Raw genomic sequence first — 25948 nt, forward strand, 5'->3', positions numbered from 1 at the left:
GACGCCATATGGCTGCATTCGGCGCCATTCGACTTCTCTTGACTGCTACGATTTCAACTCGATCCGGAACCGGCAACGCAGACATGCCCAAGATACGCGCGATTCTCACCGATATTGAAGGCACGACGAGCTCGATCAGCTTCGTCAAGGACGTCCTTTTCCCCTACTCCCGGGAGCGCCTGCCCGCGTTCGTGGTCACCCACGGCGACAAGGCCGAGGTGCAGCATTGGCTGCATGAGGCGGCGCGCGAGGCGGGACTCGTTTCGGCCAGCGAACAGGAAATGATCGACCTGCTGATCAGCTGGATAGACAGCGATCGAAAGTCCACGGCACTCAAGGCCTTGCAAGGCATGATCTGGAAGGATGGCTACCGCGACAGTGATTTCCGCGCGCACATCTACGAAGACGCGGCCCGGCGCATGCACGCCTGGCACGCAATGGGATTGCCCCTGTACATCTACTCCTCGGGTTCGGTGCCAGCGCAGAAGCTGCTGTTCGCCAACACCGGGTCGGGCGATCTGACGCCGATTATTTCCGGATATTTCGACACCGAGACCGGCGCCAAGCGCGAGAGCGCCTCGTACGCCAGAATTGCCGAATCCATCGGCATGCCGGCAGACGAGATCCTGTTTCTTTCGGATATCGTCGAGGAACTGGATGCCGCTCGCGCTGCGGGCATGCGGACCACACTTCTGGCGCGCGATGCCGAGGGTTGCCCACCGGATTCTCGACATCCCTGTGCGGTGAACTTTGATGGCATCGACGTAGGAGCTTGCTGAGCGCATGACGGTTGTTCTGAGAGCCTTGCGCGACGGCATTCGAGCCTCGCTGCTGCTGCGTCCGCTCGGAAAACCGAACCTGGCCGGCGCCGGGACGTTTGTGGCGGCACTGATTGCCTATTTGTTGCTGGAGGCATTCGGCGCCTACTTCAATTCCGATTCGCCCAGGATTTTTCAGCCTTGGGGTGCGATCGTCGTTCTCGCCGATAGCCTGTTGACCCTTGTTGCCGCCTGGGTTCTGGTCCGGATGTCGGGGCGCAAGAGCATTACCTGGGGCGTGGCTTCAGTCGCCCTGTTCGCAACAGCCATGACGTCTCTGCTGGTTCACTGGCCCCTGCTGACTCTGGCCGGCTGGCTCTACGAGCAGGGCCGGGATGTGACATCCATGGTCGTCGCCTGGCTTTCCTTCCTCTGGTGGTTTCCCGTCCTGCTGCGCCTCGCGACCTGGCTGGCTCCGGGCCGTCTGCCCCGGTCCCTGCTCGCCGCGATTCTTGCCTACGCGATATCGGCGGTCCCATGGTGGTGGTTGCCAGGCGCGAGCCTCATCGTCCAGGACCAGGCCGCCCTGGCGGCGCAGGGAATGCAAGAGGTTCCCGACCGGATCGTTGACGCCGGATTCGACGACTTGGCAGACGACATCGAGGAAACCTGGTTCGATTTCGACGCGGAAGCCGTTATCTATGACCAGCCACGATTGATGGCGTCAGCAATTGATGGCCTGCTGTCACGCCGGCCGGGGAAGCCGAATCTTTTTGTAGTCGCCTTTGCCGGTGATGGCGGAGAAAACGTGTTCCACAATGAAGTGGAATTTGTCGATGAACTTTTTTCGCGCAGATTCGCGGCAGAAGGCCACGTCATCGTACTCGAGAACAATCCGGCAACGCTGACGACACGCCCGCTGGCCACACTGACCAACTTGCGACTGGCCCTGTCGGCAGTCGCCGAACGCATGGATCCGGCCGAGGACATCCTGCTCGTGTATCTGACCTCACACGGCTCACGCGACCATGAACTGTATGTGTCGATGGGTCTGTTACCGCTGAATCAGGTCACTCCCGAAGACCTGGCGGACGCGCTGGATACCGAACCGTCATTGCGCTGGAAGGTGCTGGTCGTCAATGCCTGCTACTCGGGCGGCTTCATCGATGCGCTCCGCGACGATTCGACCATGGTCATTACCGCAGCACGCAGCGATCGAACCTCGTTCGGCTGCGGAGCGGAATCGGAGATCACCTGGTTCGGCAAGGCATTCCTGGCCGAGGCCCTCAACGAGACCCGCTCGATTCGCGACGCCTTCGACCTGGCCAAGGCCAAGGTCGATGCGTGGGAGGAACGCGATAACGAAGGCCAGCACTCCGAACCGCAGATCGCCAGTTCGCGGAGCATCGAGGCCAAGCTCGAAAGCTGGAAGAAATCACTCCCCGATGCCGGAACAGTGGAGTTCAAATCGGCGACACCTGATTTGTCAGGGGAGCCGGAGGCCCTGCCCGTGCAGAAATAGCCGGGGCAGCTACCCGAGCAGTTTCGCGACGTCCTTGCCGATGTCTTCGGGCTTGTCGGTTGGCGCATAGCGCTTGATGACACTGCCCTGCTTGTCGACCAGGAACTTGGTGAAGTTCCATTTGATCGCACCGATACCGAGCAAGCCGGACTTCTGCTTCTTGAGCCACTCGTACAGCGGATGGGTGTCGCTGCCATTCACGTTGATCTTGGCGAACATCGGGAAGCTGACATCGTAGGTAAGCGAGCAGAAATTCTTGATCTCGGCTTCGTCCCCCGGTTCCTGGTTGCCAAACTGGTCGCAGGGAAACCCGAGCACTTCGAAACCCTGCTTGTTGTACTTCTGGTAGATGGTCTCCAGGCCCGCATATTGCGGCGTGAACCCGCACTTCGAAGCCACGTTCACGATCAGCAAGGCTTCGCCCTTGTATTTCGAAAGCGGCTGTTCCTTTCCATCGATGTCACGAGCGGAAAAATCGTACGCAGTGGTCATGTAAACCTCTCGGAAGAATAAATGGATAGCCTACAGCAATGGCCCGTTCGGACAAGGTTAATGCAGCTCGGTGACTAATGGGCTGCATCTGAACCCTGGAGTACTCCAATGAAGCATTCTGTCTTCTGCAGCGCCCTGATCCTTTCTGCCGGTGTGGTGACTTGCGCGGTAGCGCAGTCCGATCAGACAACGGCCAATCCGCCGGACAAGACCACGGTCATCATCCGCAGCGGAGGAACGGGCTATACCCCGTCGGGTCCCGCCCCTGCATTCGCCGAACTGGACCAGGATGGAGATGCCAACCTGAGTCCGCTGGAAGCCAAGGGATACAAGCTGCTGGCAAACGACTTTCTCAAGGCCGACAGCGATGAAAGCGGCTTGATCTCTGCAGCCGAATACGAGCGCTGGGCAGCACAACCCTGATCGCATGGCCAGCTGCCGTGCTGCATTTTGCCAGCGGTCCTGTTGAGGGCAACCCTGTGCACGATCAGGATTGCGCGCTCGCGGCTTCAAGCTCCTGCCAACGCGCGTAGGCCGCATCGAGCTCCGACTGCTTGCCGGCCATCGCCTCGTTGGCGCTGACAATGGCTTCAGCGGATTGCCTGAAGAATGCCGGGTCGTTCATGGCAGCAGTCATTTCTGCTATTGCCGTCTCCAGACGTTCGATCTCGACGGGAAGCGCTTCCAGCTCGCGCATCTCCTTGTACGCAAGCTTGCGCCTCGCCGGCTTCGGGGCAAGCACGGGGGCGGATGCGGCGCTGGCCTCATTGCGCGGGCGCATCGACATGGCCTGCGGCCTCTGTCGCAGCCATTCCGCATAGCCGCCTACATATTCGCCAACCCTGCCCTCGCCTTCGAGAGCCAGCGTGCTGATAACCACATTGTCGAGAAATTCTCGGTCATGCGAGACCAGCAGCAGGGTTCCTTGATATTCCACCAGCAACTCCTCGAGCAGCTCCAGGGTCTCGACGTCCAGGTCATTGGTCGGCTCATCCATGATCAGCAGATTGGACGGCTTTGCGAACAGTCGCGCCAGCAGAAGTCGATTGCGTTCGCCACCCGAAAGCGCGGAGATCGGTGCACGTGCGCGCTCAGGCGTGAAAAGGAAGTCCTGCAGATAGCCGATGGCGTGCTTGCGTGCACCATTGATTTCGATGAACTCACGCCCATCGGCAACGTTGTCGAGTGCGCTCAGGTCTTCGCGCAGTTGTGCGCGGTGCTGGTCGAAGTAGGCAATCTCGAGCTGGGTGCCGATGATGACCTCGCCGGACTGCGGTTTCAGTTGACCGAGCAACAGCCTGATCAGCGTGGTCTTGCCCGATCCGTTGGGGCCGATCAGGCCAATACGGTCGCCGCGCATGACCAGGGTCGAGAAGTTTTCGATCAACGTACGATCGGGAATCGAATAGCTGATGCCCCTGGCCTCGATGACCTTGCGCCCGGAATTCTGTGCACTACCCGCCTGCATGCGCACATTGCCTGCCTGACTGCGGCGCTCGCTGCGTTCGCGACGCATGGCCTCGAGTCGACGCACGCGCCCCTCGTCGCGGGTCCGCCGCGCCTTGATGCCCTGCCGGATCCAGACTTCTTCCTGTGCCAGCTTCTTGTCGAACAATATGTTGGCCTGGGCCTCGGCATGCAGCCGCTCCTCACGCCGACGCAAATAATTTTCGTAGTCGCCCGGCCAGCTGGTCAGGTTTCCACGATCGATCTCGACGATGCGCGTGGCCAGCGCGCGCACGAAGCGTCGATCATGCGTGATGAAGATCACGCTGCCGGCGAAGTTCCTGAGAAAGTCCTCCAGCCAGGCAATCGCCTCGATATCAAGATGGTTGGTCGGCTCGTCGAGCAACAGGACGTCTGGTTCCAGCACCAACGCCTGGGCCAGCAAAACGCGTCGTTTCATGCCGCCGGACTGGGCCGAGAATTCCTCGTCCTCGGGCAGTTCGAGTTTGCTCAGTACCTGGGTTACCCTGCGATCCAGATCCCAGCCGTTGGCTGCCTCGATGCTTGCCTGCACGTCGGACAAGGCACGCATGTCGCTGTCTTCGACAAGATGATGGATAAGGTGATGGTATTCGGCGAGCAACCTGCCGATATCACCGAGTGCCGTGGCGACGACATCGAAAATCGTGCCCTCGGTGCCCTGCGGCACTTCCTGTGCGAGACGCGTGACAATCACGCCTGGTGTCACGCGTACCTCACCGTCGTCGGGTTTCAATTCTCCGGCAAGCAACTTGAGCAATGTCGACTTTCCGGCACCGTTGCGACCGACCACGCACACGCGTTCACGCGCCTCCAGCGCAAATTCGACGCCATCAAGCAACAAGGGACCGCCGACACTGAAGTCGAGCTTGCGTAGTTCAATCAGAGCCATGGTCTACCGCAGGGAATGAAAGGATGTGTGGCAACTGCGCAGGAAATGCGTAGTCGGTGTTGCTGACCCGACCCGTCCTTCAGCCCGAGTCGAATTCCGGCAACAGGACGGATGGCACTGTAATATGACCCGGGCCTTGCGCGACGCTGCTGCGGACCTGACGCGTGCCTGTCATGGCCGGGCCCGGTTGAACCACTCTGCACTCAATCGCCAACAACGGAAGCGAGCCATGTCGATCAGCCGCCGCAATCTTATCAAGTTGGGGGCCCTCGCCGGCGCCCTTGGTCTTTCCAGCCAGAAAATTCTCGCCGGCCAGGCAGCCGGAAGGGCACGCAATCCCTTGCGCATCCTGATTCTTGGCGGCACCGGCTTTATCGGCCCCTATCAGGTCCGCTATGCCCTGTCTCGCGGTCATCAGGTCACCGTTTTCAATCGCGGTCAGCGCGAAGCCGACCTGCCCGCCGCTGTGGAATTCCTCAGGGGCGACCGCGACGACGGGTCTCTGGATGCGCTCAAGGGGCGTGAATGGGATGTCTGCATCGACAATCCGACCCGGGTTCCGTTCTGGGTTCGCGATGCCGGTCAGATCCTCAAGGGCCAGGTCGGGCAATACATTTTCGTATCCACGATCTCGGTCTATGCGGACAACAGCCAGCCGAACGCAAGCGAAGATTCGACCCTGGAAACCTACCCGGGCAAGGATGTCATGAAGGAAACCAGCAAGAGCCTGGCTGCCGACAAGAGCCTGTATGGCCCGCTCAAGGCGGCCTGCGAGCGCGAGGCGGAAAAGTGGTTCACCGGGATCACGACAATCGTTCGACCCGGCCTGATCGTCGGTCCGAACGATCCGACTGACCGCTTTACCTATTGGCCGGTTCGTCTTGCCCGCGGAGGCGAAGTGCTTGCCCCGGGAGATGGCCACGATCCGGTCCAGATCATTGACGCACGTGATCTTTCCGAATGGATGATCCGCATGGCCGAGTCGCGCACCTTTGGCACGTTCAATGCCACCGGTCCGAACTACCGAATGAGCATGGCCGCAATGCTGCACGGTATTCGTGCGACCAATTCCGCGGGTGCGAAATTGAATTGGGTGTCTGCAGAATTCCTGAAGGGTCAAAAAGTGGCTCCCTGGTCGGACATGCCTGCCTGGCTTCCCGGTCAGGGCAAGACAGCCGGATTCGGCTCGCGTGATATCTCTCGCGCGCTCGCGGCGGGACTCACTTTTCGCCCCTTGTCGACCACGGCCATCGAAACGCTGGAATGGTTCAGCGCGCTTCCGGCAGAAAGAAAGGCGAAGCTGGACGCGGGCATCGAACCGGGACGCGAGGCCGAGGTACTGGCTGCGTGGCGTGCGCAACAGGCTGGCGGATCGACATGACACATCCCTTGCCGACGACGGCAGCGAGACTGCGCCCGCAAGATCCTGACATCGACGACTCGGTCCAGTGCAGTCATTGCGAAGCGACCTGCTGCCGACTGACAGTCTACGTCATGTCCGATGATCCGACTCCCGAATACCTCATCGATCAGGACGAGAACGGCATGGACGTGATGCGCCGGCTCGACGATGGCTGGTGTACCGCACTGGACCGCAACACGATGCGTTGCTCGATCTATGCCTTGCGGCCTCGAGTCTGCCGTGATTTCGACATGGGAGGTCCCGATTGCCGCGAGGTTCGCGCGCACGAACGCCTGATCCCGATGGCCGTTCGCTGATCGAACCAGGTGTTCGTGTCGCATCTTGTCGCGCGTGCCAATTCGTTGCTCAATAGCCGCTGGTGATGAATCGCAGACCCGGGTGAACCCATGACCAGGCAGGTCCTTCTATACGGCGCACTGCTCGCTATCGGGACACTTGTCCTGCAATGGCTGGACTATCAAAGGCTGGTCCGGACCCATACCGGCGACTTCTACATTTTCCTGATCGCCCTGGCATTTCTCGGTCTTGGTCTCGGCGTGGGCGCACATCTGTTCGGCACGCGCAAGCCCGAGTCGTTCGATGGCAATCCAAGAGCGTGCGAGGCGCTCGGCATCAGTCCTCGAGAGCTGGACGTCCTCAAGGAAATCGCCGCAGGTCGATCGAACAAGGAAATAGCCGCGCAGCTGAATGTCTCGCCCAACACGGTCAAGACACACGTGGCCAGACTGTTCGAGAAACTGGGCGCAAAACGCAGAACCGAGGCGATCAACCGGGCTCGCGAGCTGGGAATCGTGGCCTGACCACCAGGAAAAACGGGTGAACCTGGCGAAATCATCCTTTTGGGCGATTGCCCGGCCGAGCGGAAACCAGTTTATTGCTGGTCAAAGACCCACACGGAGACCGATCCCATGCTCAAGCAAATCCTGAAGTACGGCCTGATTGCCGGCCTGATCGTCGGCATTCCCATGTTCGGCCTGGCCTTGGCGATGAAGGACCATCCTCCCACTGCCTGGGGCATGGCGATAGGCTACCTGACCATGCTGATCGCCTTCTCCACGATCTTTCTGGCCATAAAGCGCAAGCGTGATATCGAGCATGGCGGGGTCATAGGCTTCTGGCCGGCGCTGGGACTCGGCCTCGGCATCAGTGTTGTCGCCAGCATCATCTATGTCCTCTGCTGGGAGGCCGTGCTGGCCACGACCGGCGTGGACTTCATCGCTGCCTACAGTGAAACACTGATCGAGGAGCAGAAAGCGCAGGGAGCCAGTGCCGAGACGATCGCTGCACTTGCCCAGGAAATGCAGCAACTGGCGTCCGACTACACCAACCCGCTGTTCCGCATGCCACTCACATTTACCGAGATCTTCCCGATCGGGCTGCTCGTGTCACTCGTATCTGCCGGGTTGTTGCGCAACAGCCGATTTCTGCCTGCCCAACGCCGCTGACCCGAACGACCATTTCGGCGGATTTGCCGGAATTGCATGTCGTGGCGATCTCCAGGCCGCCGTGCCCTGCACATCGAGTCACTTCGACACGACCCTGTTGCGCCCCTGTGACTTGGCCGCATACAGGGCCTTGTCGGCGACCTTGAGGACATCGACTGCAGCACGTACGCGTTCCGTGCGTACGGCCAGACCGATGCTGATCGTTAGCTTGACCGTGCCGGCATCGCGGCGTGCGGATGCCTGCCTGCGCTTTGCGTCCGATTGCGAGCGGACCGGCAGGCGCAGCGCGGCAGCACGTTTGCGCAAGTCTTCGCAGGCTTCCCTTGCATGACGCGTACGGGCTCCCGTGAACAGCAGGCAGAATTCTTCGCCCCCATAGCGAAACGCGTCGCAACCGCGCGTCGTCTTCAGTTGCCCGGCCACCGCCTTCAGGGCCCGATCGCCTGCTGCATGCCCGTTTCGATCATTGAACATCTTGAAGTGATCGACATCGATCATCGCCAGAGCGAAGTCACCCGACAATCTCGCCAGTGCCTCGTCAAGCGCGCGCCGGTTCGGCAAGCCGGCCAGGCCATCGACGAACGCCATTCGATAGGAGGAATGCAGAATCGCGACCACGGCAATTGCACCGCACACGATCATCAAGGTGCTCGCCGCCGGACTCGACACCTGCGGCAATAGAGAAACACCGACGACCAGCAAGACTAGGCCGAGCGAGAATTCCATCGGCAAGCGGGCCAGCAGCCATCGGCTCAGGCAGAAAACAGAGGCGATCAACACCATCCCGGTAGCCACAAGGCCACTTTTCCAGGGCAGCCATCCGAGTGGAAACATGTTGCGCAATTTCGGCCAGATATGCTCCGGAGCGTACAGGGTCAGCCAGACGGTGATCGCCAGCAGAGCGAGGAGCAGCAGATTTCGTCTTGCCAGCAGCCGCCTTTCGGGAAGTGCCGCCGCGATCAGCAGCAGCCACGGCAGGAACATGCGTGTTGCCTCGGCTCCTCGTTGGTTCAGATGCGGGCCGGCAAATCCGCAGATTGCCAGCGAAGCGCAAGTCAGCAATGCCAGAATGACGGCTGCACGATTGCGACGAAACCCGAGCGCCAGCATCAGCGCGACACCATTGAACAGCGGTGCGGCAAGACCTGGCCAAAACTCCACCATGGTCACGAGGCTTGACGTCCTGCACGATACGATGCGCGCCGTTCAGCCTCGGCATGCGGCGAAGACGGCATGCCCCGCTGAACTCGATAACTCCCGCTACGCCCCATGAGACCTTCCTAGCGCATCAGATCGTATGGCCCGCCACGCTCGAGCGCGCGCTGGTAAGCCGGCCGCGCCTGGATGCGCTTGAGCCATTCGGCCAGACGCGACTTCTCGCCTCCAAGGCCACCTCGGGCAGCAAACGCCTCGACCGGAAAGCTCATCTGGATATCCGCCGCGGTGAATTCGTTTCCGGCAAACCATTCGCGATGCTTCAATTCGCCTTCAAGGTAGTCACGGTGTTGCCTGAGTTGCGGCTCCACGAAATTCGTCAGCACCTTGTCGGAAATGCCCTTGGCGATCGGCCGAACGAAAAACGGCATCGGCTGGGTCGGTATTCTTCTGAAGACCAGACTCATCAGGAGGGGCGGCATGGCCGAACCCTCGGCGTAGTGCAACCAGTAGGTATAGCGCAATTGCTCGGCTGTTCCTCTTTCGGGCTTGAGCTTGCCCCTGCCATGGCGATCGACCAGGTATTCGACGATCGCGCCGGATTCGGCGATCGTCAGGTCATTTTCGGTGATCACCGGGGACTTGCCGAGCGGATGCACCTTGCGCAGTTCCGGGGGAGCCAGCATGGTCCTCGCATCGCGCTGGTAGCGAACTATTTCGTAGTCGAGCCCGAGTTCCTCGAGCAACCAGAGAACGCGCTGCGACCGCGAATTGTTCAGATGATGTACGGTGATCATGGGAGTCCTTGTGAAGGATGGGGTGGTAGAAGTCATGTTCCGGGAGCGGATGACGTGGCAAGCTTGGCAACCGTACCAATCACGTCGCCAACCTGCACTACACATTCGGTTTCGTCGCAGGACCCGCCAGGTATCCGGTCAATCCGCCTGCCGTCCCATAAAACTCCAGCCAACACCTGATCATGTCATCCAATCGCTACTTTCAGCTAGATGTCTTCGCGCAACGTCCCGGCGGCGGCAACCCCCTGGGCGTCGTGGTCGGCGCGGATCACTGGAGCGAGTCGGCGATGCAGTCGTTCGCTGCCTGGACCAACATCGTCGAAACCACCTTCCTGCTACGTCCCGACAGCATCGAAGCGAGCTATCGACTGCGCATCTTCACCCCGAGCCGGGAACTGGCCTTTGCCGGCCACCCTTCGATCGGCAGTGCGCACGTCGCCCTGCTCTCGGGTTTTGCATCGCCAAGGGATGGCGTCCTGATCCAGGAGTGCCAGGCCGGGCTGCTGCCGGTGCGTGTTGAAGGTGACGCCGAGCACCGGCGGCTTTACATCCAGGCTCCGAAGGCGACCGTGCTCAAGACAGGCGTCGACGAAAAGAGCCTGCTCGGCACAACCCTGAAGAAAGTCCGACTCGGAAAGTTGCCACCCGCCTTTGTCGAAGGTGGACGACGCTGGTGGTTGGCCGAGCTGGCCAACGAGGCGACCCTGCGTGCCTGGCACCCCGATCACGCGGCGATCCGCAAGATTGCGCTCGACAGCGACAGTCTCGGACTGTGCGTATTCGCCCGCAGTGATGAGCCCGGTCACGAAATCGTGCTGAGAGCCTTTCCTGCCGGTGTGGGCATTGTCGAAGACCCAGCGTCGGGCGCAGCCAATGGTCTAGTCGCTGCCTATATTGCGGAAGCGGAACCCGATGGCCCACTGGCGCGCGGCTACACGGTGAGCCAGGGGCGTGAAATCGGCCACGATGCAAAACTCGTCTTGCGCATCGATGAAGATGCCACGGTCTGGGTCGGTGGCCAGACACAAACCGTGATCAGCGGCGATGTGCGGTGGCCCCATGAAAACTGAGCGCCTTGCACACATGCGGCAACTCACCTGACCGGAGGCCCCGATGTCATTCCTGCCCGAAGCCGAGTGGCTTGCGCCAAAAGTGCTTGAAACCGCAACCGCGCTGCCTGCTCCGTTCTACACGGACTCCGATGCGTTTCAAGTCGAACAGCAATGCGTTTTCGCCCGTAGCTGGCAGCTCGCGGCACACGTTTCCGACCTGGCCGCGAAGGGTGACCATGTGGTCACGGACATCGCCGGTCTGCCGCTGATTCTGGTTCGTGGCGAGGACGGCCAGCTGCGCGCATTCCACAACGTCTGCCGTCATCGTGCCGGCCCGCTTGCGACGTGCAATGGCAAGGGCGCGCGCGCCCTTCGCTGCCAGTACCACGGCTGGACCTACACCCTGGAGGGCCAGCTGCGCAGTGCTCCGGAAATGGCCGAAGCGCAGGCATTCGAAACCGACGTTATCCGGCTGCCCCAGGTGCGGGTGGCTTGCTGGCACGGTCTGGTATTTGTCGCCATCGGTGAAACACCTTCCCTTGAAGAGCTGCTGGCTGGCATCGATGCGCGGCTCGGCAAGACAGCGATCGAGGGATATCGGTTTGATCGGCGCGTCAGTTATGCGATCGAAGCGAACTGGAAGACCTATGTGGACAATTTCCTCGAGGGTTACCATCTTCCGCACATCCACCCCGGGCTCAGTCGCCTGCTCGACTACCGCAGCTACACGACGGAAATCGCGGCGTGGTACTCGCTGCAGTCAAGCCCGATGGACACGGCCGAGAATTTTTATGGCAGCGGTGAAGCGCTGTACTACTTCATCTACCCGAATACGATGCTCAACATTTTGCCGGACAGGCTGCAGACCAATCGGGTTGTGGCCCTCTCGGCGAATCGCTGCCGGGTCGATTTCGATTTCTACTATCCGGAGACATCAGACAAGACCGAACTTCAGCGGCGACAGCGTGACCTGGAATTCAGCGACGAAATCCAGATCGAGGACATCCAGATCTGCGAAGCCGTGCAAAAGGGACTGGCATCGGGTTCCTACGAAGCGGGCCGGCTCAATCCGAAACGGGAAAGCGGAGTTCATCACTTCCACGAGTTGCTGCGAAAGGCCTGGCGGGAACGCAGCGGCTGACGATCCGATCGCAGTATCGGGCGCTCGACACCAGACCCTATCGCCAGTCTCCCGGAGATCACATTGAAAAGCTTGTTGATACTTGCAGCTGCATTGCTTCTCGGCGGATGTCTGGGAATGCCTGAATCGGTAAAGCCCGTGTCGAACTTCGAGTTGAGCAGATATCTTGGCAAGTGGCATGAAATCGCCCGGCTTGACCACCCCTTCGAGCGAGGCCTGAGTCAGGTGACCGCCGAGTACAGTCCGGGCACCGATGGACGCGTTGTTGTCGTCAATCGCGGCTATTCCGTCGCCGATGGAGAATGGAGGGAGTCCACGGGCAAGGCGTATCTTGTCGGCGCGCAGACCGAGGGCTATCTGAAGGTTTCTTTCTTTGGCCCGTTTTATGGGTCCTATGTCATCTTCGAGCTGGATCAGCAGAACTATCAGTACGCATTTGTCTCGGGACCGGATACGAACTACCTCTGGCTGCTGTCAAGAACCCCTGTGGTTGATGAAGACGTGATGCAGAAGTTCATTGCCATGTCGAAGGCACGAGGTTTCGACACGGAAAAGCTCATCTACGTGGATCACGCAAGATAGCCGGCAGTTCCGGCAATAGGTTCGAGTCGGCTGCAGTCCGGTTGACCCGACGTCCCACACTACAAACCCGACATGAACACGATTCCCCGGAGGACGCGACGATGTTCAACATTTCCAGACACCTGAGCTTGCTGCTGGTCGCCATGACCGGGATTTCGGCGTGCTCCCCATCCAGTGACAGTGCGCCCGACAAGGCAACCGGTGCCCCGTCCACCGTAGCGGAGGTGATGGCGCCCACTGCCGAATCTTTGCTTGCGCTGGAAAAGCAGGCGACCGAGGCCTACATCGAGGCTGATGGCACTTTTTTCGAGAAGATCCTCAGCGACAAGTTCGTGATGCAGACCGGCGGCTCCCGTCACGGCAAGACCGACGTCGTCGACATGATTGCCGCTGTCCAGTGCGAGGTAAAGGATGGCTGGACGCTGACCGAGCCGCAGCTGTCGAAGATCGACGATGACACCTACGTGCTCACCTACAAGTCCAGCAGGGAGGGCAGTTGCACGCGGAATGGCACCACTGAAAAGTTGCCCGGCAGCGTACGCGCATCATCCATCTGGGCCAGAAGCGATGATGCGTGGCAGGTGGTCTTTCATGGGGAGATTCCGATCCCTGATCAAGGGGCCGCCGCAGCGCCCGATCAAGAGGAGCCGTCGGCAACCGACAACAAGGTCGCGGCCGATGCGGCGGCGTCACGGGTGCGCAGCAAACCGGTTTCCGACCCGATCAGCGACGCCCTGATGGCCGCAGAGCGCCCCATCTGGGATGCCTGGATGAAGCACGATGCCGAAAAGATCAGGCAACTGACTGCCGAAGAGATCGCGTTCGTCAATCTGTTTGGAACCTACCTTCCGGACAAGGAAAGCGCAATCGCGGACTGGACGAGCACGGCATGCGAAGTCAGCAGCTTCATGCTGGGCAACGGGGTCGGATCACTCGTTTCACCGACAATCGGCATTCTTACATTCACGGGCACCGTTCGCGGAACCTGCGGCGGGCAGGACATCAGCGGAACGAAGATCTTCGGAACCACCGTCTACAGGAAGGATGGCGACGCCTGGAAATGGGTGTTCGGCTTCAATTCGCCGAATTGAAGTCAATTAATGCAACACTGAACAAGTGGCACAATCGTCATGGCATTCAGAAGGTCTGCCAGTCGTGCTGCGAGGCTGAGTGAAGGCGGGTGGCCTGGGCAGGACGCGCGGTGCGGCTGGCGGGCCTTCTGAAAGCGAAGTCAGAAGTTCAAGATCATCGCTGCTCGAAACAACTACCGGCCTACTTGCGGCTATGGTCCAGCCAGATCGCCAGGCCCTGCGCGTTCAACTCGATATCCATCATCAGCAACTCGTGCATGTGTTCCCGTGAAAGCGTGCAGCCGTGTGCCACTGCCCGGTCGAGATAGAACCGCGTCAGCTCTTCCTTGATGCGCTCGTGCCGCTCGGGAACGCCGTTGAGTGACTCGGCGATCGCGACCATGGCCCGGATCTGCTCGAACAGGTCTCGGCCCAGTCGCTCGACGTCGGTGACCCGACTGAAATGGGTCAGGAACATGGCTTCGGGATTGAACAGCAACATGCGCGCAATCGAGCCCTTGAGTGCGACAGGATCGAACTGAACCGGCGTTGTCGTGGGCAGAATGAAGGCCCCCTTCTCGGTATCGAATTGCCGATACGACAAGCCGAACGTGTCGCCCGCAAAAAAGGAACGGCTGGCGGCGTCCCAGAGACTGAAGTGATGACGGGCATGTCCGGGGGTATCCAGGCATCGCAGCGGCCGCCCGGCCAGGTTGATGATCGTCTCGTCCCTGACTTCGATGACACGCTCCGCCGGCACGGGCACGAGCTCGCCGTAGGTTCGGCGCACTTCTTCCGCACCGTAGACCGAGGATGCACTTGCGATCAGCCGGGCCGGATTGATCATGTGGGGTGCGCCGCGCGGATGCACCGCAAGCTGGGCGTTCGGCAATTGGCGCAGGATCTCGCCGGCCCCGCCTGCGTGATCCAGATGCACGTGGGTGACAATTACATAATCCACCGCCTCGACCCCGACACCCTTGGCCTCGAGCTCGGCGAGCAGGAACGGGATCGAAAAGTTCGTACCGACGTCAATGAACGCGGCACGGCCGTTCTCGATGATCAGGTGACTGGCATCGAACTCTGGCCGGTAGAAGCCGGTGTCGATCGCCGTAATGCCATGTTCGAAATCCATGAATGCCCGCCGCGGAAAACAATCTGTAGCCATGATCGCATTGCTGGCTGCCAAGGGAAACGAGTTGACCCGTTCACCCTGCGCGCAACGCCCTGCGCAGTTCCGCCGCTATCGACCGCGGATCGCTTCGACGCACGAGGACTTTCGGCGTTTCATGCCATTCGGCGCAATCCCGAAGGGCCCGTGCGACTGCTGCGAGCACACTGGCATCGGTGTCAACGCCGGCTTCGAAATGGATGCTCTTGATCTCGAACAGGCCGTCACTGCGATGCGCCTTGGCATCGAGACGACCGATCAGCCGCCCACGATGCAGGATCGGCAACACAAAGTACCCATAGCGGCGCTTGGGCTCCGGCACGTAGCACTCGATGCGATACTCGAACCCGAACATCGCGCTGGCCCGTTCGCGATCCCAGACAACCGGATCGAAAGGCGAAAGCACCGTGGTATGCGTCGCACGCAACCGACCTTGCAAGGCAAGTTGCAGCAGCCCGGCATGCTCCGGGTGCACATAGGCCGGATTCTCCCAGCCGCGAACCTCGAGTCGGATCAGCTCGCCGGCATCGACCAGGCCGTCAAGATCCGAATCCTTGTATCGCGGTCGGGTGCGATAGTAGTCGGCGATCCAGCGTGCCTGGGCAATGCCCAGCGCCCTGACCGCGTTTTGCATCAGGCTGCGGGATACCTCAGCCTCGTCTCGATCCAGAGGCTCGGGCGTCACGCCCATGCGCTGCAGGACCCGTTCAGTGAGGTCGTACACGCGCTGGAACCGCTCGCGACGCGCCACCATCAGTTCGCCACGCGCAAACAGGGCCTCAAGCCAGCGCTTTTCGTCTTTCCAGCCCCACCAGCCGGTCTTCTGGCGCCGCGTTCCCTCGAAATCGGATGCCTTCAGCGGCCCCTGCTCGCGGATGCGCTCCAGGACCGCGTTCATGCCTGCACGCTGCACGCCGTGTGCGCGCTCGGCGTTCCTGCTGGCCCAGTGACCGGACCTGCCACCGCAATCAAGATGCTCGCGGTGCAAGTCGAAGGCCGAGCTTGGCACGAAGCAGGCCTCGTGCGACCAGCATTCGAAGAGATCGCCCCGTTCCAGCGCTTCGTCCAGCCAGGCAGAGGGATAATTCCCAAGCCTGGAAAACAGCACCAGATAGGGACTGCGCGCGACGACATGGATGGTGTCGATCTGCAGCAGTTGCATGCGCTCGATCGCGGACAGCAGACCGGCACGGGATGGCTTGACCGAGGGCTTGCGCAACAGCCCCTGCGCTTCGAGGTGCAGGTTGCGAGCCTGCTGCGCAGTGAGCGCCCGTGTCGTCGCCGGAGTTCGAGTCATGCACGGATCATGCGCAAGCTCGGCGATCAGGGCAACGGCGGATCGAATCCATCGCGATAGACCAGATCATCCAGCTCTGCGGCTCCGATATCGCAGCGCGCGCCCTGCGGACGAAGCACGCCACGTGCGTCTGCGGGCTCACAGGCACCAGGATTGCCAGAAGCGGCCGGACTGCCGGCTTCGACGGCCGGACTCGATGCCATCGGCAGGAACACTTCGACGGTACCGCCGTAGATATCGAACGGCTGCAGTCGGGGATCCAGTGGAGCGCCCGGCGTACCGCCCTGGTCGCCTGGCTGCGCGGCCGAGAGCACGCAGGCATTGCCGAGCACACCGAAAAGATTGTAGCCGGCCGAGGTCAAGGTTCCGGCGGGACCCACTGCGCAATCGTTGTTGACGGGTCCGGCCACGATGATGCTGAAATCGACATTGCCCGCGACAATGCTGTTCGAAATCTGTACCGGCGCGTTGACTTCCAGCGCGCCATCACCGGTTCCGTTGAAATCGTTGTCGGACAAGTTCAGGCTCAATGTCAGGTTGTTCAGTGTCGCGGCCGCATTCAGGGAAAGCGCCGCGCCGGACGCCAGGCTTGTATTCGAATCGAACGTGACGTTGCGCAACGTCGTGCTGCCCGCACCTCCGGTCCAGATGCCACCGCCAGTGCCCGCGTCGTTGGCGTGAAAGGTCGAGTCGACAACGGTCAGCATTCCCAGTGAGGCAATGCCTCCGCCCGCCGCGCCCGAATCGCCCTTCGATGTGGCATTGCCGGTGAGCACGCAGCCATCCAGAAGCAAGCTGGAGTCCGCAGCCACCAGTATTCCGGCACCAAGCGTTCCTGCGCCGTTGCGGATCAGCGCTCCAGCCACGGTGGCGATCGTACCGGCTCCTCCCACGTCCAGGACCCTGTCCTCCCGGTCTCCGCGGATCCGGGTCAGATCGGCTCCCGCCCCGAGGATCTCGAGACTGCTGCGAATATCCAGATCACCGCTGGCATTCGCGTCCTCGCCAGCACCGGTGATCTCCAGTCGGTAATCCTCGGCAGCGAGCAGAATCTGGTCAACGCCGCTACCCGCCGGGCAGCCGTTGAATGCCGCATCGGTATTGGCCGCGGTAATCGCCTCGCGCAGGCTGCACTGCCCGTCCGCGGCAATCGTGTCGTCGGTTGTGGTGACATTGATGGTCGCTGCATCTGCACCTGTGGACAGGCTCAGGGCCAACAATATCAATGCGATACGCATCATTCCTTCCTGCAGCTCGAGAACTTCACGATTATGCCCGGTGCATGCTGAACATTGCCGCCATCCCGGCTTTCCTGGCAGACCCTGTTCCGCCCGGCAGCAGACAACGTGCAATAATCAGCTGCTTACCGCGACGGTGCACCGGCATCGTTGCGCTCGAATTCGCTCAATGGAGGCTTCAACATGTCCGGCATCGTCATCGTCGGCGCCAAGCGCACCGCCATCGGTTCATTTCTCGGCCAATTCACCGGCGTTCCCACGACCACTCTCGGCGCCACCGCCATTGCGGCCGTGGTCGAACAGTCCGGCGTTGCTCCTGCCGACGTCTCGGAAGTCATCATGGGCTGCGTATTGCCGGCCAACCTGGGTCAGGCCCCGGCCCGCCAGGCCGCCCTGGCCGCCGGCTTGCCCAAGGCAACCGGCTGCACCACGATCAACAAGGTCTGCGGCTCGGGCATGAAGGCCATCATGCTGGCCCATGATCTGGTCAAGGCCGGCTCGGCATCCGTGGTCGTTGCCGGCGGCATGGAGTCGATGACCAATGCACCGCACATGCTGCCCAACTCCCGCACGGGAAATCGCTACGGCAACTTCGAAGCCGTTGACCACATGGCCTGGGACGGCCTGACCAATCCCTATGACGGCAAGTCCATGGGCGTGTTTGCCGAAGCCACTGCCGACAAGTACAGCTTCACGCGCGAGGAGCAGGATGCATTCGCCATCGAATCGGTCAAGCGTGCGCAGGCGGCCATCGCTTCCGGCGCATTCGCTGATGAAATCGTCGCGGTCAAGGTTTCCACGCGCAAGGGCGATGTTGAGCACACCACGGACGAACAACCAGGCAAATCGGACATCAACAAGATTCCGACCTTGCGGCCGGCATTCCGGAAAGAGAACGGAACGGTCACCGCTGCCAGTTCCTCGAGCATTTCCGACGGCGCTGCGGCAACCGTGGTCATGTCCGCCGACGAGGCCGCCAAACGCGGACTCAAGCCGCTAGCGACAATTGTCGGCCACGCGACCAATGCCCAAGAGCCGGAATGGTTCACGACCGCGCCTGTCGGGGCGATCCAGAAAGTGCTCAAGCAGGTCGGCTGGAAAGTCGAGGAAGTCGACCTGTTCGAGATCAACGAAGCCTTTGCCGTGGTCGCCATGACGCCGATCCGCGAGCTGGGCATTCCGCACGAGAAAGTCAACGTTCATGGCGGCGCCTGCGCACTCGGCCATCCGATCGGAGCATCGGGCGCACGTCTTGTCGTCACCCTGATCAACGCCCTGCGCAAGCATGGCGGCAAGCGCGGTGTGGCGTCGCTGTGCATCGGTGGTGGCGAAGCTACAGCGATCGCCATCGAATTGTCGTAACATTTACCAACTTGTGATGATTGATGAATGCGTCAGGTAGCTGACCAACAAACCCGATCTGGCCGGTGCCAGGTTACGGCGATTGCCAATGCGGTGGGCAGTGCGCCTTGATTCTTGATTCGCCGCTTCCATTCGAGGGGACACCATGAACTTCAACCGTATTATTCTGGCATCAGCATTGACACTGGCCCTGGGCGCTTGCGACAACTCGCAGAAGCAAGCCGAGGAAGCCGCAGAAGCCGCCAACAAGGCCACCATGGAAGCCGCAGCTGCGACACAGGCAGCGGCCGACCAGGCAGCAATGGCAGCCAAGGAAGCAACCGAAGCAGCCGCCATCGCCGTCGACAGCGCCGCTGATTCGACCATGGCCGCCGCTGACTCGGCAGCATCGGCAACGGCAGAGGCCGCCGACAATGCGGTCGAGGCTGCAAACGATGCGATGGAAAAGGCTGGCGATGCCATGGACAAGGCCAGCGACGCGACTGACAAAGCCATGGACAAGGCTGATGATGCCATGGACAAGGCCAAGGAAGCCGCCGAAGAAAAGAAAGACGAAGCCACCAAGCACTAATCCTGACTGGATGCTTCAACAACCGGCCGCCTTGCGCGGCCGGTTGCGTTTCCGGCATCGGGGCGGGGGTTTGTCAGTCGGCCTTCCCTGTGCTCTGATCGGTATTTGTTGACCACGTTGCGCCGCCATGCCCCGCATTGACTCCCATATCGATCCGCGTTCACCGGATTTCCTCGCCAACGCATCCCATCTGCGCGCATTGGTTGATGATCTCAAGCAAGAGCTGCTGCAGGCTTCACTGGGCGGTGGGAAAAAGTCGCGCACGAAACACACCGAGCGTGGCAAGCTGCTCCCGCGTGAGCGCATTCGTGCCCTGCTCGACCCGGGCTCTCCTTTCCTGGAACTGTCACCACTGGCAGCGCATGGCATGTACGAAGGGTCGGCACCCTGTGCGGGCCTTGTCACCGGCATTGGGCGCGTGCACGGCCAGGAAGTCCTGATCGTCGCCAATGACGCGACGGTCAAGGGTGGCACCTACTTCCCGATGACCGTGAAAAAGCACCTTCGCGCCCAGGAAGTCGCCCTGGAAAACCGCCTGCCCTGCGTATATCTCGTCGATTCGGGTGGCGCCTTCCTGCCGCTCCAGGACGAAGTGTTTCCTGACCGCGAACATTTCGGTCGCATCTTCTACAACCAGGCACGCATGAGCGCGCTAGGCATTGCCCAGATCGCCGTGGTCATGGGTTCGTGCACGGCCGGCGGCGCCTATGTCCCGGCCATGAGTGACGAGACCATCATCGTCAAGGAACAGGGAACGATCTTTCTCGGCGGCCCGCCGCTGGTCAAGGCGGCGACCGGCGAGGTGGTCGATGCAGAGTCCCTGGGCGGCGCTGATGTGCATACCTCGATATCCGGCGTGGCCGATCATTTCGCCGAGAACGATACACACGCCCTGGGCATCGCGCGTGACCTGGTCCGCAACCTGAATCGAAAGAAGCAGATCCCGCTGAGCATTGCCGAACCGCGCGAACCGGCTTATCCGGCCGAGGAAATCTACGGCATCGTGCCACGCGAGACGCGAATCCCGTTCGACATTCGCGAACTGATTGCGCGCATTGTCGACGGCTCGGAGTTCAGTGAGTTCAAGGCACGCTACGCGAAAACCCTGGTCACCGGTTTTGCCCATATTCACGGCTATCCGGTCGGCATCGTCGCCAACAACGGCATCCTGTTCGCAGAGTCGGCCCTGAAAGGCGCGCACTTCATCGAGTTGTGCAATCAGCGCAATATTCCGCTCGTTTTCCTGCAGAACATCAGCGGCTTCATGGTCGGCCGCAAGTACGAGAACGCGGGAATCGCCAAGGACGGAGCGAAGATGGTCACCGCGGTGGCCTGCTCGCATGTGCCCAAGTTCACGGTCGTCATCGGCGGCAGCTTTGGCGCCGGCAATTATGCAATGTGCGGTCGCGCCTACGGTGCCCGCTTCCTCTGGATGTGGCCGAATTCGCGCATCAGCGTCATGGGCGGTGAGCAGGCAGCGAGTGTTCTAGCCACGGTCAAGCGCGATGGCATTGAGGCCGCGGGCAAGACCTGGTCGAAACACGAAGAGGCTGCCTTCAAGGATCCGATACGCGACCAGTACGAACGCCAGGGTCACCCCTACTATGCCAGTGCACGCCTCTGGGACGACGGCGTGATCGACCCGATCGATACACGCCGGGTATTGGGCATGGCCATCTCGGCGTCGCTCAACGCGCCCATCGAGCAGGGACGCTACGGCGTCTTCCGCATGTAGGTATCGAAATTTCCATTCTAAATCAGATATCTGCAGAATTTATGTCGAAACTTTCTCGGTACGGCGCGCTCATCGTGCTGCTTGTCGCTGCACTGCCGAATCGTGGTCAGGCGGCCGAGGTGCTCCCCGGCTGGCTGCAAGCCCGCGATCAGAATCCCTTTGTGCTGGCCAGTGGCCTGCCGCTCGCACCGACCGTTCCACCCGCGGGCAACTGGCAGCTTGACGCGACGTTCACCGTGGCCAACACCGAGCTTGAACAAACCAGCGGGCCATCCTTTCTGCAGTTCGATGCGGAAACGCAAGAATTTCGATTCAGCGCAGCGTACGCATTCAACGAGTGCTGGAGCTTGCGCGGGTCGATCAGCCATTTGAGCATCAACGACGGATTCCTCGACTCGACCATCGAGGGCTACCACCGCCTGTTCGGGTTCAGCAATGGCGATCGCGGACTGCTGGGCACAAAGGCACCCAGCATACGTGTCGAACTGGACGGGGCCACCCTGTATTCCCTGGATCATGACGTATCAGGCACGGGTCCGCTTCTGATCGACCTGACCCGGACCTGGACCTACGGCCAGAACAGCCAGGCCGGAATATCGCTCGGCAGCAAGTGGTCAACCGGAAGCACTTCGAAGCTGACCGACACCGGCAGCACGGATTTCTCGCTGTCAGCGCATACGCTTTACAACAATGGCCGGATGACACTCGGTGCGCGTGCCGGATTCCTGATCCAGGGCGACAACGATCTGCTCGGTGCCCAGGCTCGCGACAACGTTCCGTTTGCCAGCGTTCTGTTTCGCTACAAGCCTCGACAGTACTGGAGCTACCTGACCCAGATCGACGCCCACGGCGCCCTCTACGAGGGTCTCCCCGATTTCTTCGCGGCGAGCAGCCAGCTGACAATCGGAGCAAGTCGGCGCTTCGGTGACTCGGCAGAATTCATCGCCTGGTTCAGCGAAGACTTTCCTGCCCTGCGCTCCACCGATATCGCGTTCGGGCTCAACCTGCGCGTGGATCTGGACTGAATCCAGAGTCGGACAGCAGTTACTGATCGCGAACCTTTCGGCCAGCCTGGGGAAGACACGCAGCGCAACGTCACACGCATGCGGATCACGAAGCGCGATCTGGTCGGGCTATCGACTCGGATTCTGGCCGACGTTATGGGACAATCCGACCGCTGCATTTGGGAACTGCGGCCCCGTAGCTCAGCTGGATAGAGCGTCCCCCTCCTAAGGGGAAGGTCGTACGTTCGAATCGTATCGGGGCCGCCACTCAAGACAGTTGCCTGCAGCCGTTTTCTAGCCGCAAATGAGCGCCGGCATGCTGTCTGGATTGCCAGCCGGTACTCGCGCACGGGCACCTCTGCTACACGCCAAAGAGCGCAGGGTGCCAGCCACGTTGCCCGCATAGCCGGCAAGCGCGACAAGTACCCGGCATTGCCGCACAGGGGAAGGCCCTGCTCCTCGTTCCCGCTCCAGAAAGCCCCGAGAGATGTTCTGTCCGTGCCCTCTGCCTGGTGCCTGAACCACGACCAAGTGTCCGCGGAGACTGAATTTTCGCGCATTGCCCGAGGCCCATTCGTTGCGAAAAGCGGGCAAGCGATATTGACATTCATGCTTGATTTGATATCTTGCAATACAAGATGACACGCAAAACACCATCTGAGTCGAACGCCGAGAACCGAAAGTCCCAGTTGTTGAAGGGATTGGCGGAACTTGCGCTGTTGAGCTTGCTCGACGAACGAACGCACTACGGCCTCGAAATTCTCGAACGTCTCCGAGAAGAAGCGGGCATGGAAATGGCCGCTGGCACGATTTATCCCCTGCTCCACCGCCTCGAGCGCAGCGGCCTTGTCAGTTCTGCCTGGACGCTGGACGACACCGCCAACAGACCACGCAAGTACTACCAGTTGAGTGAATCAGGGAAGTCCGAGCTCGCTGAACAGGCCAGCGAGTGGCAGCGACTGAGTAGCGATCTCAATCGCTTTCTTGTCCGGAGAACCACATGACCCCCGACACAGCGGATGGATCAACCAATGAGTGGTTACGTCGCTTGAAATGGGCGCTCTCAAGCATTCCTGTACAGGAACGCGACGAGATCGTCTCGGAAGCGGCCGCACATATCAGTGAGGCGCTCGATGCCGGCACCTCGGCGAAAGAAATTCTTGCGGATTTTGGCAGCGCAGATCTCTATGCGCGGCATTTCATCGACGAACGCGATGCGGCCGCCGCGCTGGGCACCGGTCACACCACACATCTATTCATGTTTGTCGCGCGGCGCATTCACCGAAGCCTGATTGCCCTCTTTGGATTCGCGCTCGTTGTCTGCATCGCCGGCGCCGGTATCAGCGCCCTTGTTGCAGCCGTCTGGAAGCTGTTTGAACCTGGACATGTTGGCCTCTGGGCAGGTTCAAGCTTTGCTTTTCTTGGATACATCGACGATCCATCCACGGCGCAGGACCTGCTCGGCAACTGGCTGTTTCCGATTTCAATTTTCGTTGCCGTTTGCGCCTGGCTTCTGTGCAGCCTTGTACTCACCCGCGTACTTCGAATGTTTGCGCGCGCAGGCTAGGCCCCGCCTCTTCTTCAACGATTCGACCTTACAGGAATTCGTCATGAGCACGCGTGCCATCGCCACGTACATTGCACTCGTTTTTGCCTTGTCATGGAGTCTGCAAACGGTCGCTATTGGTGTTTCGCTGGGACAGCCTGATTCACCCGCGGCAATGCCTTGGCTGATAGCGGCCATGTTTGTACCCGGGCTCGTTGCCCTTGCATTCATTGCGGTATTCAAACCGTCGCGAACTGGGCTGCTCTGGAAGCCCTCCATTCCCATGATTCCGATGATCGCTCTCGGCATCGCGATACCGGCTGCAACTGCATTCGCGGTTCTTGCCATTGTTCAAGCGGCAGGCTGGGGACACTCGGGCTGGTTTCAGTTTTCGGCATCGGGTGCCGACATTTCTGGCGGACCCTGGCTACTGGGCACAGGCAACCAGTCATGGCCCCTGTTGCTGACCAACATCGCGGTGACCGGCGCATTGTTCGCTGGAATCAGCGCCCTCGTCGCCGTTGGTGAGGAGTTCGGCTGGCGAGGCTTTCTGCAACAACATTTGATTGAAAGGTGGGGGCTCGGTCGAGGAATCGTTGTGCTGGGCCTGGTTTGGTCGTTCTATCATCTGCCGGTGCTTCTCTACGGCTACAACTACCCGGAAACTCCAATCCTCGGCGCCTTTCTGATCTCGCCCATCCAGCTTGTGGCGGTTTCGATGTTCATGGCGTGGCTGACATTGCGGGCGGGCTCGTTCTGGCCGGCAGCGATTGCACATGGCGCGGGAAATTCCATACAGGAGGGTGTCATCAGCAACCTGGCCCTGAACACATCTCCGGTTCACAAAGACCTGGTCACCCTGGCGGTCACCGTCCTTGTCGGTCTGGTTTGCTGGTGGTCGTTGAGGAATGCCCGCCGGCAAAGCAGCAAGCCAGCGCCTGCCGTCCTCGAAATTGGCGACGAGGCGCACTGGTCACATCCAGTCGGTGCATCCGTCGTTCAACGGTAGTCGCCTTCCCTCGATGGCGCTATCCGACTGGATACTGGACGCAATCGCATCAGCGTCGAATTCCCGTTGAAATCGGCCCTGTCTTCCTTCCATGAGCAGGTGCATGAATACGTGGCCCAATGCAATCAGCAACCCTGCTGCTCCAACCAGGTGTCCGACAGTCCATCTCCATCGTTTGCCTCACAGCAGACCGAATGAAGCGACGCCCGAGCAACCGAAGTAGGCGAGGACCATGAGAGAGAACAGATCATACGGAGAGCCCGGATGCTCCCAGCCAAAAAGGCCGAACTGCAGGGGTCCTTTGCAGAACATCCAGATCACGAGAGTGAGCGGCGCAACTGCTCCAGCCACAAGGAAAAGCCAACAGAAAAAGCGAACTCATCTCGGCAAGAGGCTCTTTCCAAAGGCTTCCATTGTGGAAAGAGCCATGACATCTCCCTGGTGTCCAATTGACGAGCGACAGGAATGTCCAAGTACTTCCTTGCCTACTCTTGCCGAAAACCACGCTGCTCGGTTATTCGGCGATCACGTAGTAGCCGCGTCCTTCCATGCAGCGTGCCACGATCGATTGTTGTACAGCGGAGCCATAGGCTGCACCGTTGATACCGCCACTGACCGCACCCCAGGCCGCCACTTCGGCAACATCGTCACCATCAAGCCCCACGGCAAGCCCGAACAATGCACCCACCAGAGCGCCTATGGTGGCACCGCTGGCAGCGGGCGCTGCCGCAGGTCGCTGCGCGGCCAGTTGCTGGCAGTCCATGACATCGTCTTCGTAGTTCCCACGGCTGACGCCGCTGTCCACGATGGGACGATATGGGGTCTGGGCGCAGCCGGCGCATAGCAAGGCGACACCAAGCACGATTGTTCTCATCGCAGCCACCGCTTCGCCTGTCCAGCCATTGGGGTTTGATATCGCGTCAGCATCCGCCGCGCCAAAGCCCGCACCGAGAACTGAATACGCCCAATCACTGGCCAATTCAAGCCGCAACCCGTACAGACCTGCATTGCGCCGGCCCTGCTGCGGGAATTCGATGCGGGGATCCCGCTGCTGTCGTTGTGCATTGCAGCTCCGCCGTACATGCCCCCAATCTGCCTCGTCGCTCGCCGCAAGGCCCGGACGCTGCCGACGATCATCGGCAGGGCAAGCAAGCCGAGCTCGAACAGCAATGCCGACTGCGCCTGTCCACGACGGCGAGGC

The 25948-nt window shown here is 60.7% G+C and carries 26 protein-coding genes and 1 tRNA gene; 19 read left to right on the forward strand and 8 right to left on the reverse strand.

All coding sequences use genetic code 11. The annotated features are described in order from the left end of the window. Positions 1-83 precede the first annotated feature (83 nt). Both mtnC and R3F00_RS07935 read left to right on the forward strand, forming a co-directional pair. Complete coding sequence (gene mtnC, locus R3F00_RS07930; RefSeq protein ID WP_371281239.1) at positions 84-779, forward strand: acireductone synthase; 696 nt, start codon at positions 84-86, stop codon at positions 777-779. A 4-nt stretch (positions 780-783) separates the two neighbouring features. Continuing rightward, positions 784-2280 carry a C13 family peptidase gene (locus R3F00_RS07935; RefSeq protein WP_371281240.1) on the forward strand — a complete coding sequence of 499 codons (1497 nt, stop codon included), beginning with the start codon at positions 784-786 and terminating at the stop codon, positions 2278-2280. A gap of 9 nt (positions 2281-2289) precedes the next feature. Here the strand turns inward: R3F00_RS07935 and R3F00_RS07940 are convergent, their stop codons facing one another. Continuing rightward, positions 2290-2772: a glutathione peroxidase gene (locus R3F00_RS07940; RefSeq protein WP_371281241.1), complete on the reverse strand. Its 483-nt coding sequence runs from the start codon at positions 2770-2772 to the stop codon at positions 2290-2292. 108 nt (positions 2773-2880) lie between these two features. Here R3F00_RS07940 and R3F00_RS07945 point away from each other — a divergent pair, with 108 nt between their 5' ends. Further along, positions 2881-3195 (forward strand): hypothetical protein, encoded by a 315-nt coding sequence (locus R3F00_RS07945; RefSeq protein WP_371281242.1) that lies wholly within the window; start codon positions 2881-2883, stop codon positions 3193-3195. A 64-nt stretch (positions 3196-3259) separates the two neighbouring features. Here R3F00_RS07945 and R3F00_RS07950 read toward each other — a convergent pair whose 3' ends face one another. Continuing rightward, positions 3260-5149: an ATP-binding cassette domain-containing protein gene (locus R3F00_RS07950; protein WP_371281243.1), complete on the reverse strand. Its 1890-nt coding sequence runs from the start codon at positions 5147-5149 to the stop codon at positions 3260-3262. Positions 5150-5378: 229 nt separating this feature from the next. On the opposite strand from R3F00_RS07950, the gene R3F00_RS07955 reads away from it, so the two are divergent. From R3F00_RS07955 to R3F00_RS07970, 4 genes are all read left to right on the forward strand, one after another. Continuing rightward, positions 5379-6530 (forward strand): NAD-dependent epimerase/dehydratase family protein, encoded by a 1152-nt coding sequence (locus tag R3F00_RS07955; RefSeq protein ID WP_371281244.1) that lies wholly within the window; start codon positions 5379-5381, stop codon positions 6528-6530. After that, positions 6527-6868 carry a YkgJ family cysteine cluster protein gene (locus R3F00_RS07960; RefSeq protein ID WP_371281245.1) on the forward strand — a complete coding sequence of 114 codons (342 nt, stop codon included), beginning with the start codon at positions 6527-6529 and terminating at the stop codon, positions 6866-6868. Before R3F00_RS07955 ends, R3F00_RS07960 begins: the two co-directional genes overlap by 4 nt. Before the next feature lie 90 nt (positions 6869-6958). After that, positions 6959-7372: a response regulator transcription factor gene (locus R3F00_RS07965; protein WP_371281246.1), complete on the forward strand. Its 414-nt coding sequence runs from the start codon at positions 6959-6961 to the stop codon at positions 7370-7372. A gap of 108 nt (positions 7373-7480) precedes the next feature. Next, on the forward strand, positions 7481-8017 hold the full coding sequence (locus tag R3F00_RS07970) for a DUF4199 domain-containing protein (RefSeq protein WP_371281247.1): 537 nt from the start codon (positions 7481-7483) through the stop codon (positions 8015-8017). Between the two features lie 78 nt (positions 8018-8095). Here the strand turns inward: R3F00_RS07970 and R3F00_RS07975 are convergent, their stop codons facing one another. Then, positions 8096-9181, reverse strand: coding sequence for a GGDEF domain-containing protein (locus R3F00_RS07975; protein ID WP_371281248.1), 1086 nt, complete (start codon positions 9179-9181; stop codon positions 8096-8098). A 116-nt stretch (positions 9182-9297) separates the two neighbouring features. Then, entirely contained in the window at positions 9298-9969 is a 672-nt protein-coding gene (locus R3F00_RS07980) for a glutathione S-transferase family protein (protein WP_371281249.1), read from the reverse strand. Positions 9970-10151: 182 nt separating this feature from the next. On the opposite strand from R3F00_RS07980, the gene R3F00_RS07985 reads away from it, so the two are divergent. From R3F00_RS07985 to R3F00_RS08000, 4 genes are all read left to right on the forward strand, one after another. After that, positions 10152-11039: a PhzF family phenazine biosynthesis protein gene (locus tag R3F00_RS07985; RefSeq protein ID WP_371281250.1), complete on the forward strand. Its 888-nt coding sequence runs from the start codon at positions 10152-10154 to the stop codon at positions 11037-11039. A 43-nt stretch (positions 11040-11082) separates the two neighbouring features. After that, positions 11083-12162 carry an aromatic ring-hydroxylating dioxygenase subunit alpha gene (locus tag R3F00_RS07990; RefSeq protein WP_371281251.1) on the forward strand — a complete coding sequence of 360 codons (1080 nt, stop codon included), beginning with the start codon at positions 11083-11085 and terminating at the stop codon, positions 12160-12162. Positions 12163-12279: 117 nt separating this feature from the next. Further along, positions 12280-12744: a lipocalin family protein gene (locus R3F00_RS07995; protein WP_371281252.1), complete on the forward strand. Its 465-nt coding sequence runs from the start codon at positions 12280-12282 to the stop codon at positions 12742-12744. 101 nt (positions 12745-12845) lie between these two features. Continuing rightward, positions 12846-13835: a DUF4440 domain-containing protein gene (locus tag R3F00_RS08000; protein WP_371281253.1), complete on the forward strand. Its 990-nt coding sequence runs from the start codon at positions 12846-12848 to the stop codon at positions 13833-13835. Positions 13836-14016: 181 nt separating this feature from the next. On the opposite strand, the gene R3F00_RS08005 is transcribed toward R3F00_RS08000, so the two are convergent. The 3 genes from R3F00_RS08005 to R3F00_RS08015 all read right to left on the reverse strand — a co-directional run bounded on the left by R3F00_RS08005 (position 14017) and on the right by R3F00_RS08015 (position 17520). Further along, complete coding sequence (locus R3F00_RS08005; protein ID WP_371281254.1) at positions 14017-14949, reverse strand: MBL fold metallo-hydrolase; 933 nt, start codon at positions 14947-14949, stop codon at positions 14017-14019. Positions 14950-15022: 73 nt separating this feature from the next. Further along, complete coding sequence (locus R3F00_RS08010) at positions 15023-16282, reverse strand: winged helix-turn-helix domain-containing protein (RefSeq protein ID WP_371281255.1); 1260 nt, start codon at positions 16280-16282, stop codon at positions 15023-15025. 26 nt (positions 16283-16308) lie between these two features. Further along, positions 16309-17520, reverse strand: coding sequence for a choice-of-anchor Q domain-containing protein (locus R3F00_RS08015; protein WP_371281257.1), 1212 nt, complete (start codon positions 17518-17520; stop codon positions 16309-16311). 183 nt (positions 17521-17703) lie between these two features. Here R3F00_RS08015 and R3F00_RS08020 point away from each other — a divergent pair, with 183 nt between their 5' ends. The 8 genes from R3F00_RS08020 (at position 17704) to R3F00_RS08055 (ending at position 24747) form a co-directional block, all read left to right on the forward strand. Then, on the forward strand, positions 17704-18882 hold the full coding sequence (locus R3F00_RS08020) for an acetyl-CoA C-acyltransferase (protein WP_371281258.1): 1179 nt from the start codon (positions 17704-17706) through the stop codon (positions 18880-18882). Between the two features lie 145 nt (positions 18883-19027). Further along, on the forward strand, positions 19028-19453 hold the full coding sequence (locus tag R3F00_RS08025) for a hypothetical protein (protein ID WP_371281259.1): 426 nt from the start codon (positions 19028-19030) through the stop codon (positions 19451-19453). A 127-nt stretch (positions 19454-19580) separates the two neighbouring features. After that, complete coding sequence (locus R3F00_RS08030; RefSeq protein ID WP_371281260.1) at positions 19581-21188, forward strand: carboxyl transferase domain-containing protein; 1608 nt, start codon at positions 19581-19583, stop codon at positions 21186-21188. A gap of 41 nt (positions 21189-21229) precedes the next feature. After that, positions 21230-22213, forward strand: coding sequence for a DUF3187 family protein (locus R3F00_RS08035; protein ID WP_371281261.1), 984 nt, complete (start codon positions 21230-21232; stop codon positions 22211-22213). Positions 22214-22382: 169 nt separating this feature from the next. Then, positions 22383-22459 (forward strand) — tRNA-Arg (locus tag R3F00_RS08040). A gap of 371 nt (positions 22460-22830) precedes the next feature. Next, on the forward strand, positions 22831-23196 hold the full coding sequence (locus tag R3F00_RS08045; protein ID WP_371281262.1) for a PadR family transcriptional regulator: 366 nt from the start codon (positions 22831-22833) through the stop codon (positions 23194-23196). After that, entirely contained in the window at positions 23193-23759 is a 567-nt protein-coding gene (locus tag R3F00_RS08050; protein WP_371281263.1) for a hypothetical protein, read from the forward strand. The genes R3F00_RS08045 and R3F00_RS08050 overlap by 4 nt, the downstream gene beginning before the upstream one ends. 43 nt (positions 23760-23802) lie before the next feature. Next, the gene (locus tag R3F00_RS08055; protein ID WP_371281264.1) at positions 23803-24747 is read left to right on the forward strand and encodes a lysostaphin resistance A-like protein; all 945 of its coding nucleotides are present in this window, start codon (positions 23803-23805) and stop codon (positions 24745-24747) included. Between the two features lie 514 nt (positions 24748-25261). Here the strand turns inward: R3F00_RS08055 and R3F00_RS08060 are convergent. Further along, entirely contained in the window at positions 25262-25621 is a 360-nt protein-coding gene (locus R3F00_RS08060) for a hypothetical protein (protein ID WP_371281265.1), read from the reverse strand. Positions 25622-25948: the final 327 nt, after the last annotated feature.

Source organism: Dokdonella sp. (assembly GCF_041395345.1).
Taxonomy (GTDB): Bacteria; Pseudomonadota; Gammaproteobacteria; order Xanthomonadales; family Rhodanobacteraceae; genus Dokdonella.

Bases quoted from the DNA above. Each gene is read 5' to 3' on its own strand.
- mtnC (WP_371281239.1), top strand. From the start codon at position 84: ATGCCCAAGATACGCGCGATTCTCACCGATATTGAAGGCACGACGAGC.
- R3F00_RS07935 (WP_371281240.1), top strand. From the start codon at position 784: ATGACGGTTGTTCTGAGAGCCTTGCGCGACGGCATTCGAGCCTCGCTG.
- R3F00_RS07940 (WP_371281241.1), bottom strand. From the start codon at position 2,772: ATGACCACTGCGTACGATTTTTCCGCTCGTGACATCGATGGAAAGGAA.
- R3F00_RS07945 (WP_371281242.1), top strand. From the start codon at position 2,881: ATGAAGCATTCTGTCTTCTGCAGCGCCCTGATCCTTTCTGCCGGTGTG.
- R3F00_RS07950 (WP_371281243.1), bottom strand. From the start codon at position 5,149: ATGGCTCTGATTGAACTACGCAAGCTCGACTTCAGTGTCGGCGGTCCC.
- R3F00_RS07955 (WP_371281244.1), top strand. From the start codon at position 5,379: ATGTCGATCAGCCGCCGCAATCTTATCAAGTTGGGGGCCCTCGCCGGC.
- R3F00_RS07960 (WP_371281245.1), top strand. From the start codon at position 6,527: ATGACACATCCCTTGCCGACGACGGCAGCGAGACTGCGCCCGCAAGAT.
- R3F00_RS07965 (WP_371281246.1), top strand. From the start codon at position 6,959: ATGACCAGGCAGGTCCTTCTATACGGCGCACTGCTCGCTATCGGGACA.
- R3F00_RS07970 (WP_371281247.1), top strand. From the start codon at position 7,481: ATGCTCAAGCAAATCCTGAAGTACGGCCTGATTGCCGGCCTGATCGTC.
- R3F00_RS07975 (WP_371281248.1), bottom strand. From the start codon at position 9,181: ATGGTGGAGTTTTGGCCAGGTCTTGCCGCACCGCTGTTCAATGGTGTC.
- R3F00_RS07980 (WP_371281249.1), bottom strand. From the start codon at position 9,969: ATGATCACCGTACATCATCTGAACAATTCGCGGTCGCAGCGCGTTCTC.
- R3F00_RS07985 (WP_371281250.1), top strand. From the start codon at position 10,152: ATGTCATCCAATCGCTACTTTCAGCTAGATGTCTTCGCGCAACGTCCC.
- R3F00_RS07990 (WP_371281251.1), top strand. From the start codon at position 11,083: ATGTCATTCCTGCCCGAAGCCGAGTGGCTTGCGCCAAAAGTGCTTGAA.
- R3F00_RS07995 (WP_371281252.1), top strand. From the start codon at position 12,280: ATGCCTGAATCGGTAAAGCCCGTGTCGAACTTCGAGTTGAGCAGATAT.
- R3F00_RS08000 (WP_371281253.1), top strand. From the start codon at position 12,846: ATGTTCAACATTTCCAGACACCTGAGCTTGCTGCTGGTCGCCATGACC.
- R3F00_RS08005 (WP_371281254.1), bottom strand. From the start codon at position 14,949: ATGGATTTCGAACATGGCATTACGGCGATCGACACCGGCTTCTACCGG.
- R3F00_RS08010 (WP_371281255.1), bottom strand. From the start codon at position 16,282: ATGACTCGAACTCCGGCGACGACACGGGCGCTCACTGCGCAGCAGGCT.
- R3F00_RS08015 (WP_371281257.1), bottom strand. From the start codon at position 17,520: ATGCGTATCGCATTGATATTGTTGGCCCTGAGCCTGTCCACAGGTGCA.
- R3F00_RS08020 (WP_371281258.1), top strand. From the start codon at position 17,704: ATGTCCGGCATCGTCATCGTCGGCGCCAAGCGCACCGCCATCGGTTCA.
- R3F00_RS08025 (WP_371281259.1), top strand. From the start codon at position 19,028: ATGAACTTCAACCGTATTATTCTGGCATCAGCATTGACACTGGCCCTG.
- R3F00_RS08030 (WP_371281260.1), top strand. From the start codon at position 19,581: ATGCCCCGCATTGACTCCCATATCGATCCGCGTTCACCGGATTTCCTC.
- R3F00_RS08035 (WP_371281261.1), top strand. From the start codon at position 21,230: ATGTCGAAACTTTCTCGGTACGGCGCGCTCATCGTGCTGCTTGTCGCT.
- R3F00_RS08045 (WP_371281262.1), top strand. From the start codon at position 22,831: ATGACACGCAAAACACCATCTGAGTCGAACGCCGAGAACCGAAAGTCC.
- R3F00_RS08050 (WP_371281263.1), top strand. From the start codon at position 23,193: ATGACCCCCGACACAGCGGATGGATCAACCAATGAGTGGTTACGTCGC.
- R3F00_RS08055 (WP_371281264.1), top strand. From the start codon at position 23,803: ATGAGCACGCGTGCCATCGCCACGTACATTGCACTCGTTTTTGCCTTG.
- R3F00_RS08060 (WP_371281265.1), bottom strand. From the start codon at position 25,621: ATGAGAACAATCGTGCTTGGTGTCGCCTTGCTATGCGCCGGCTGCGCC.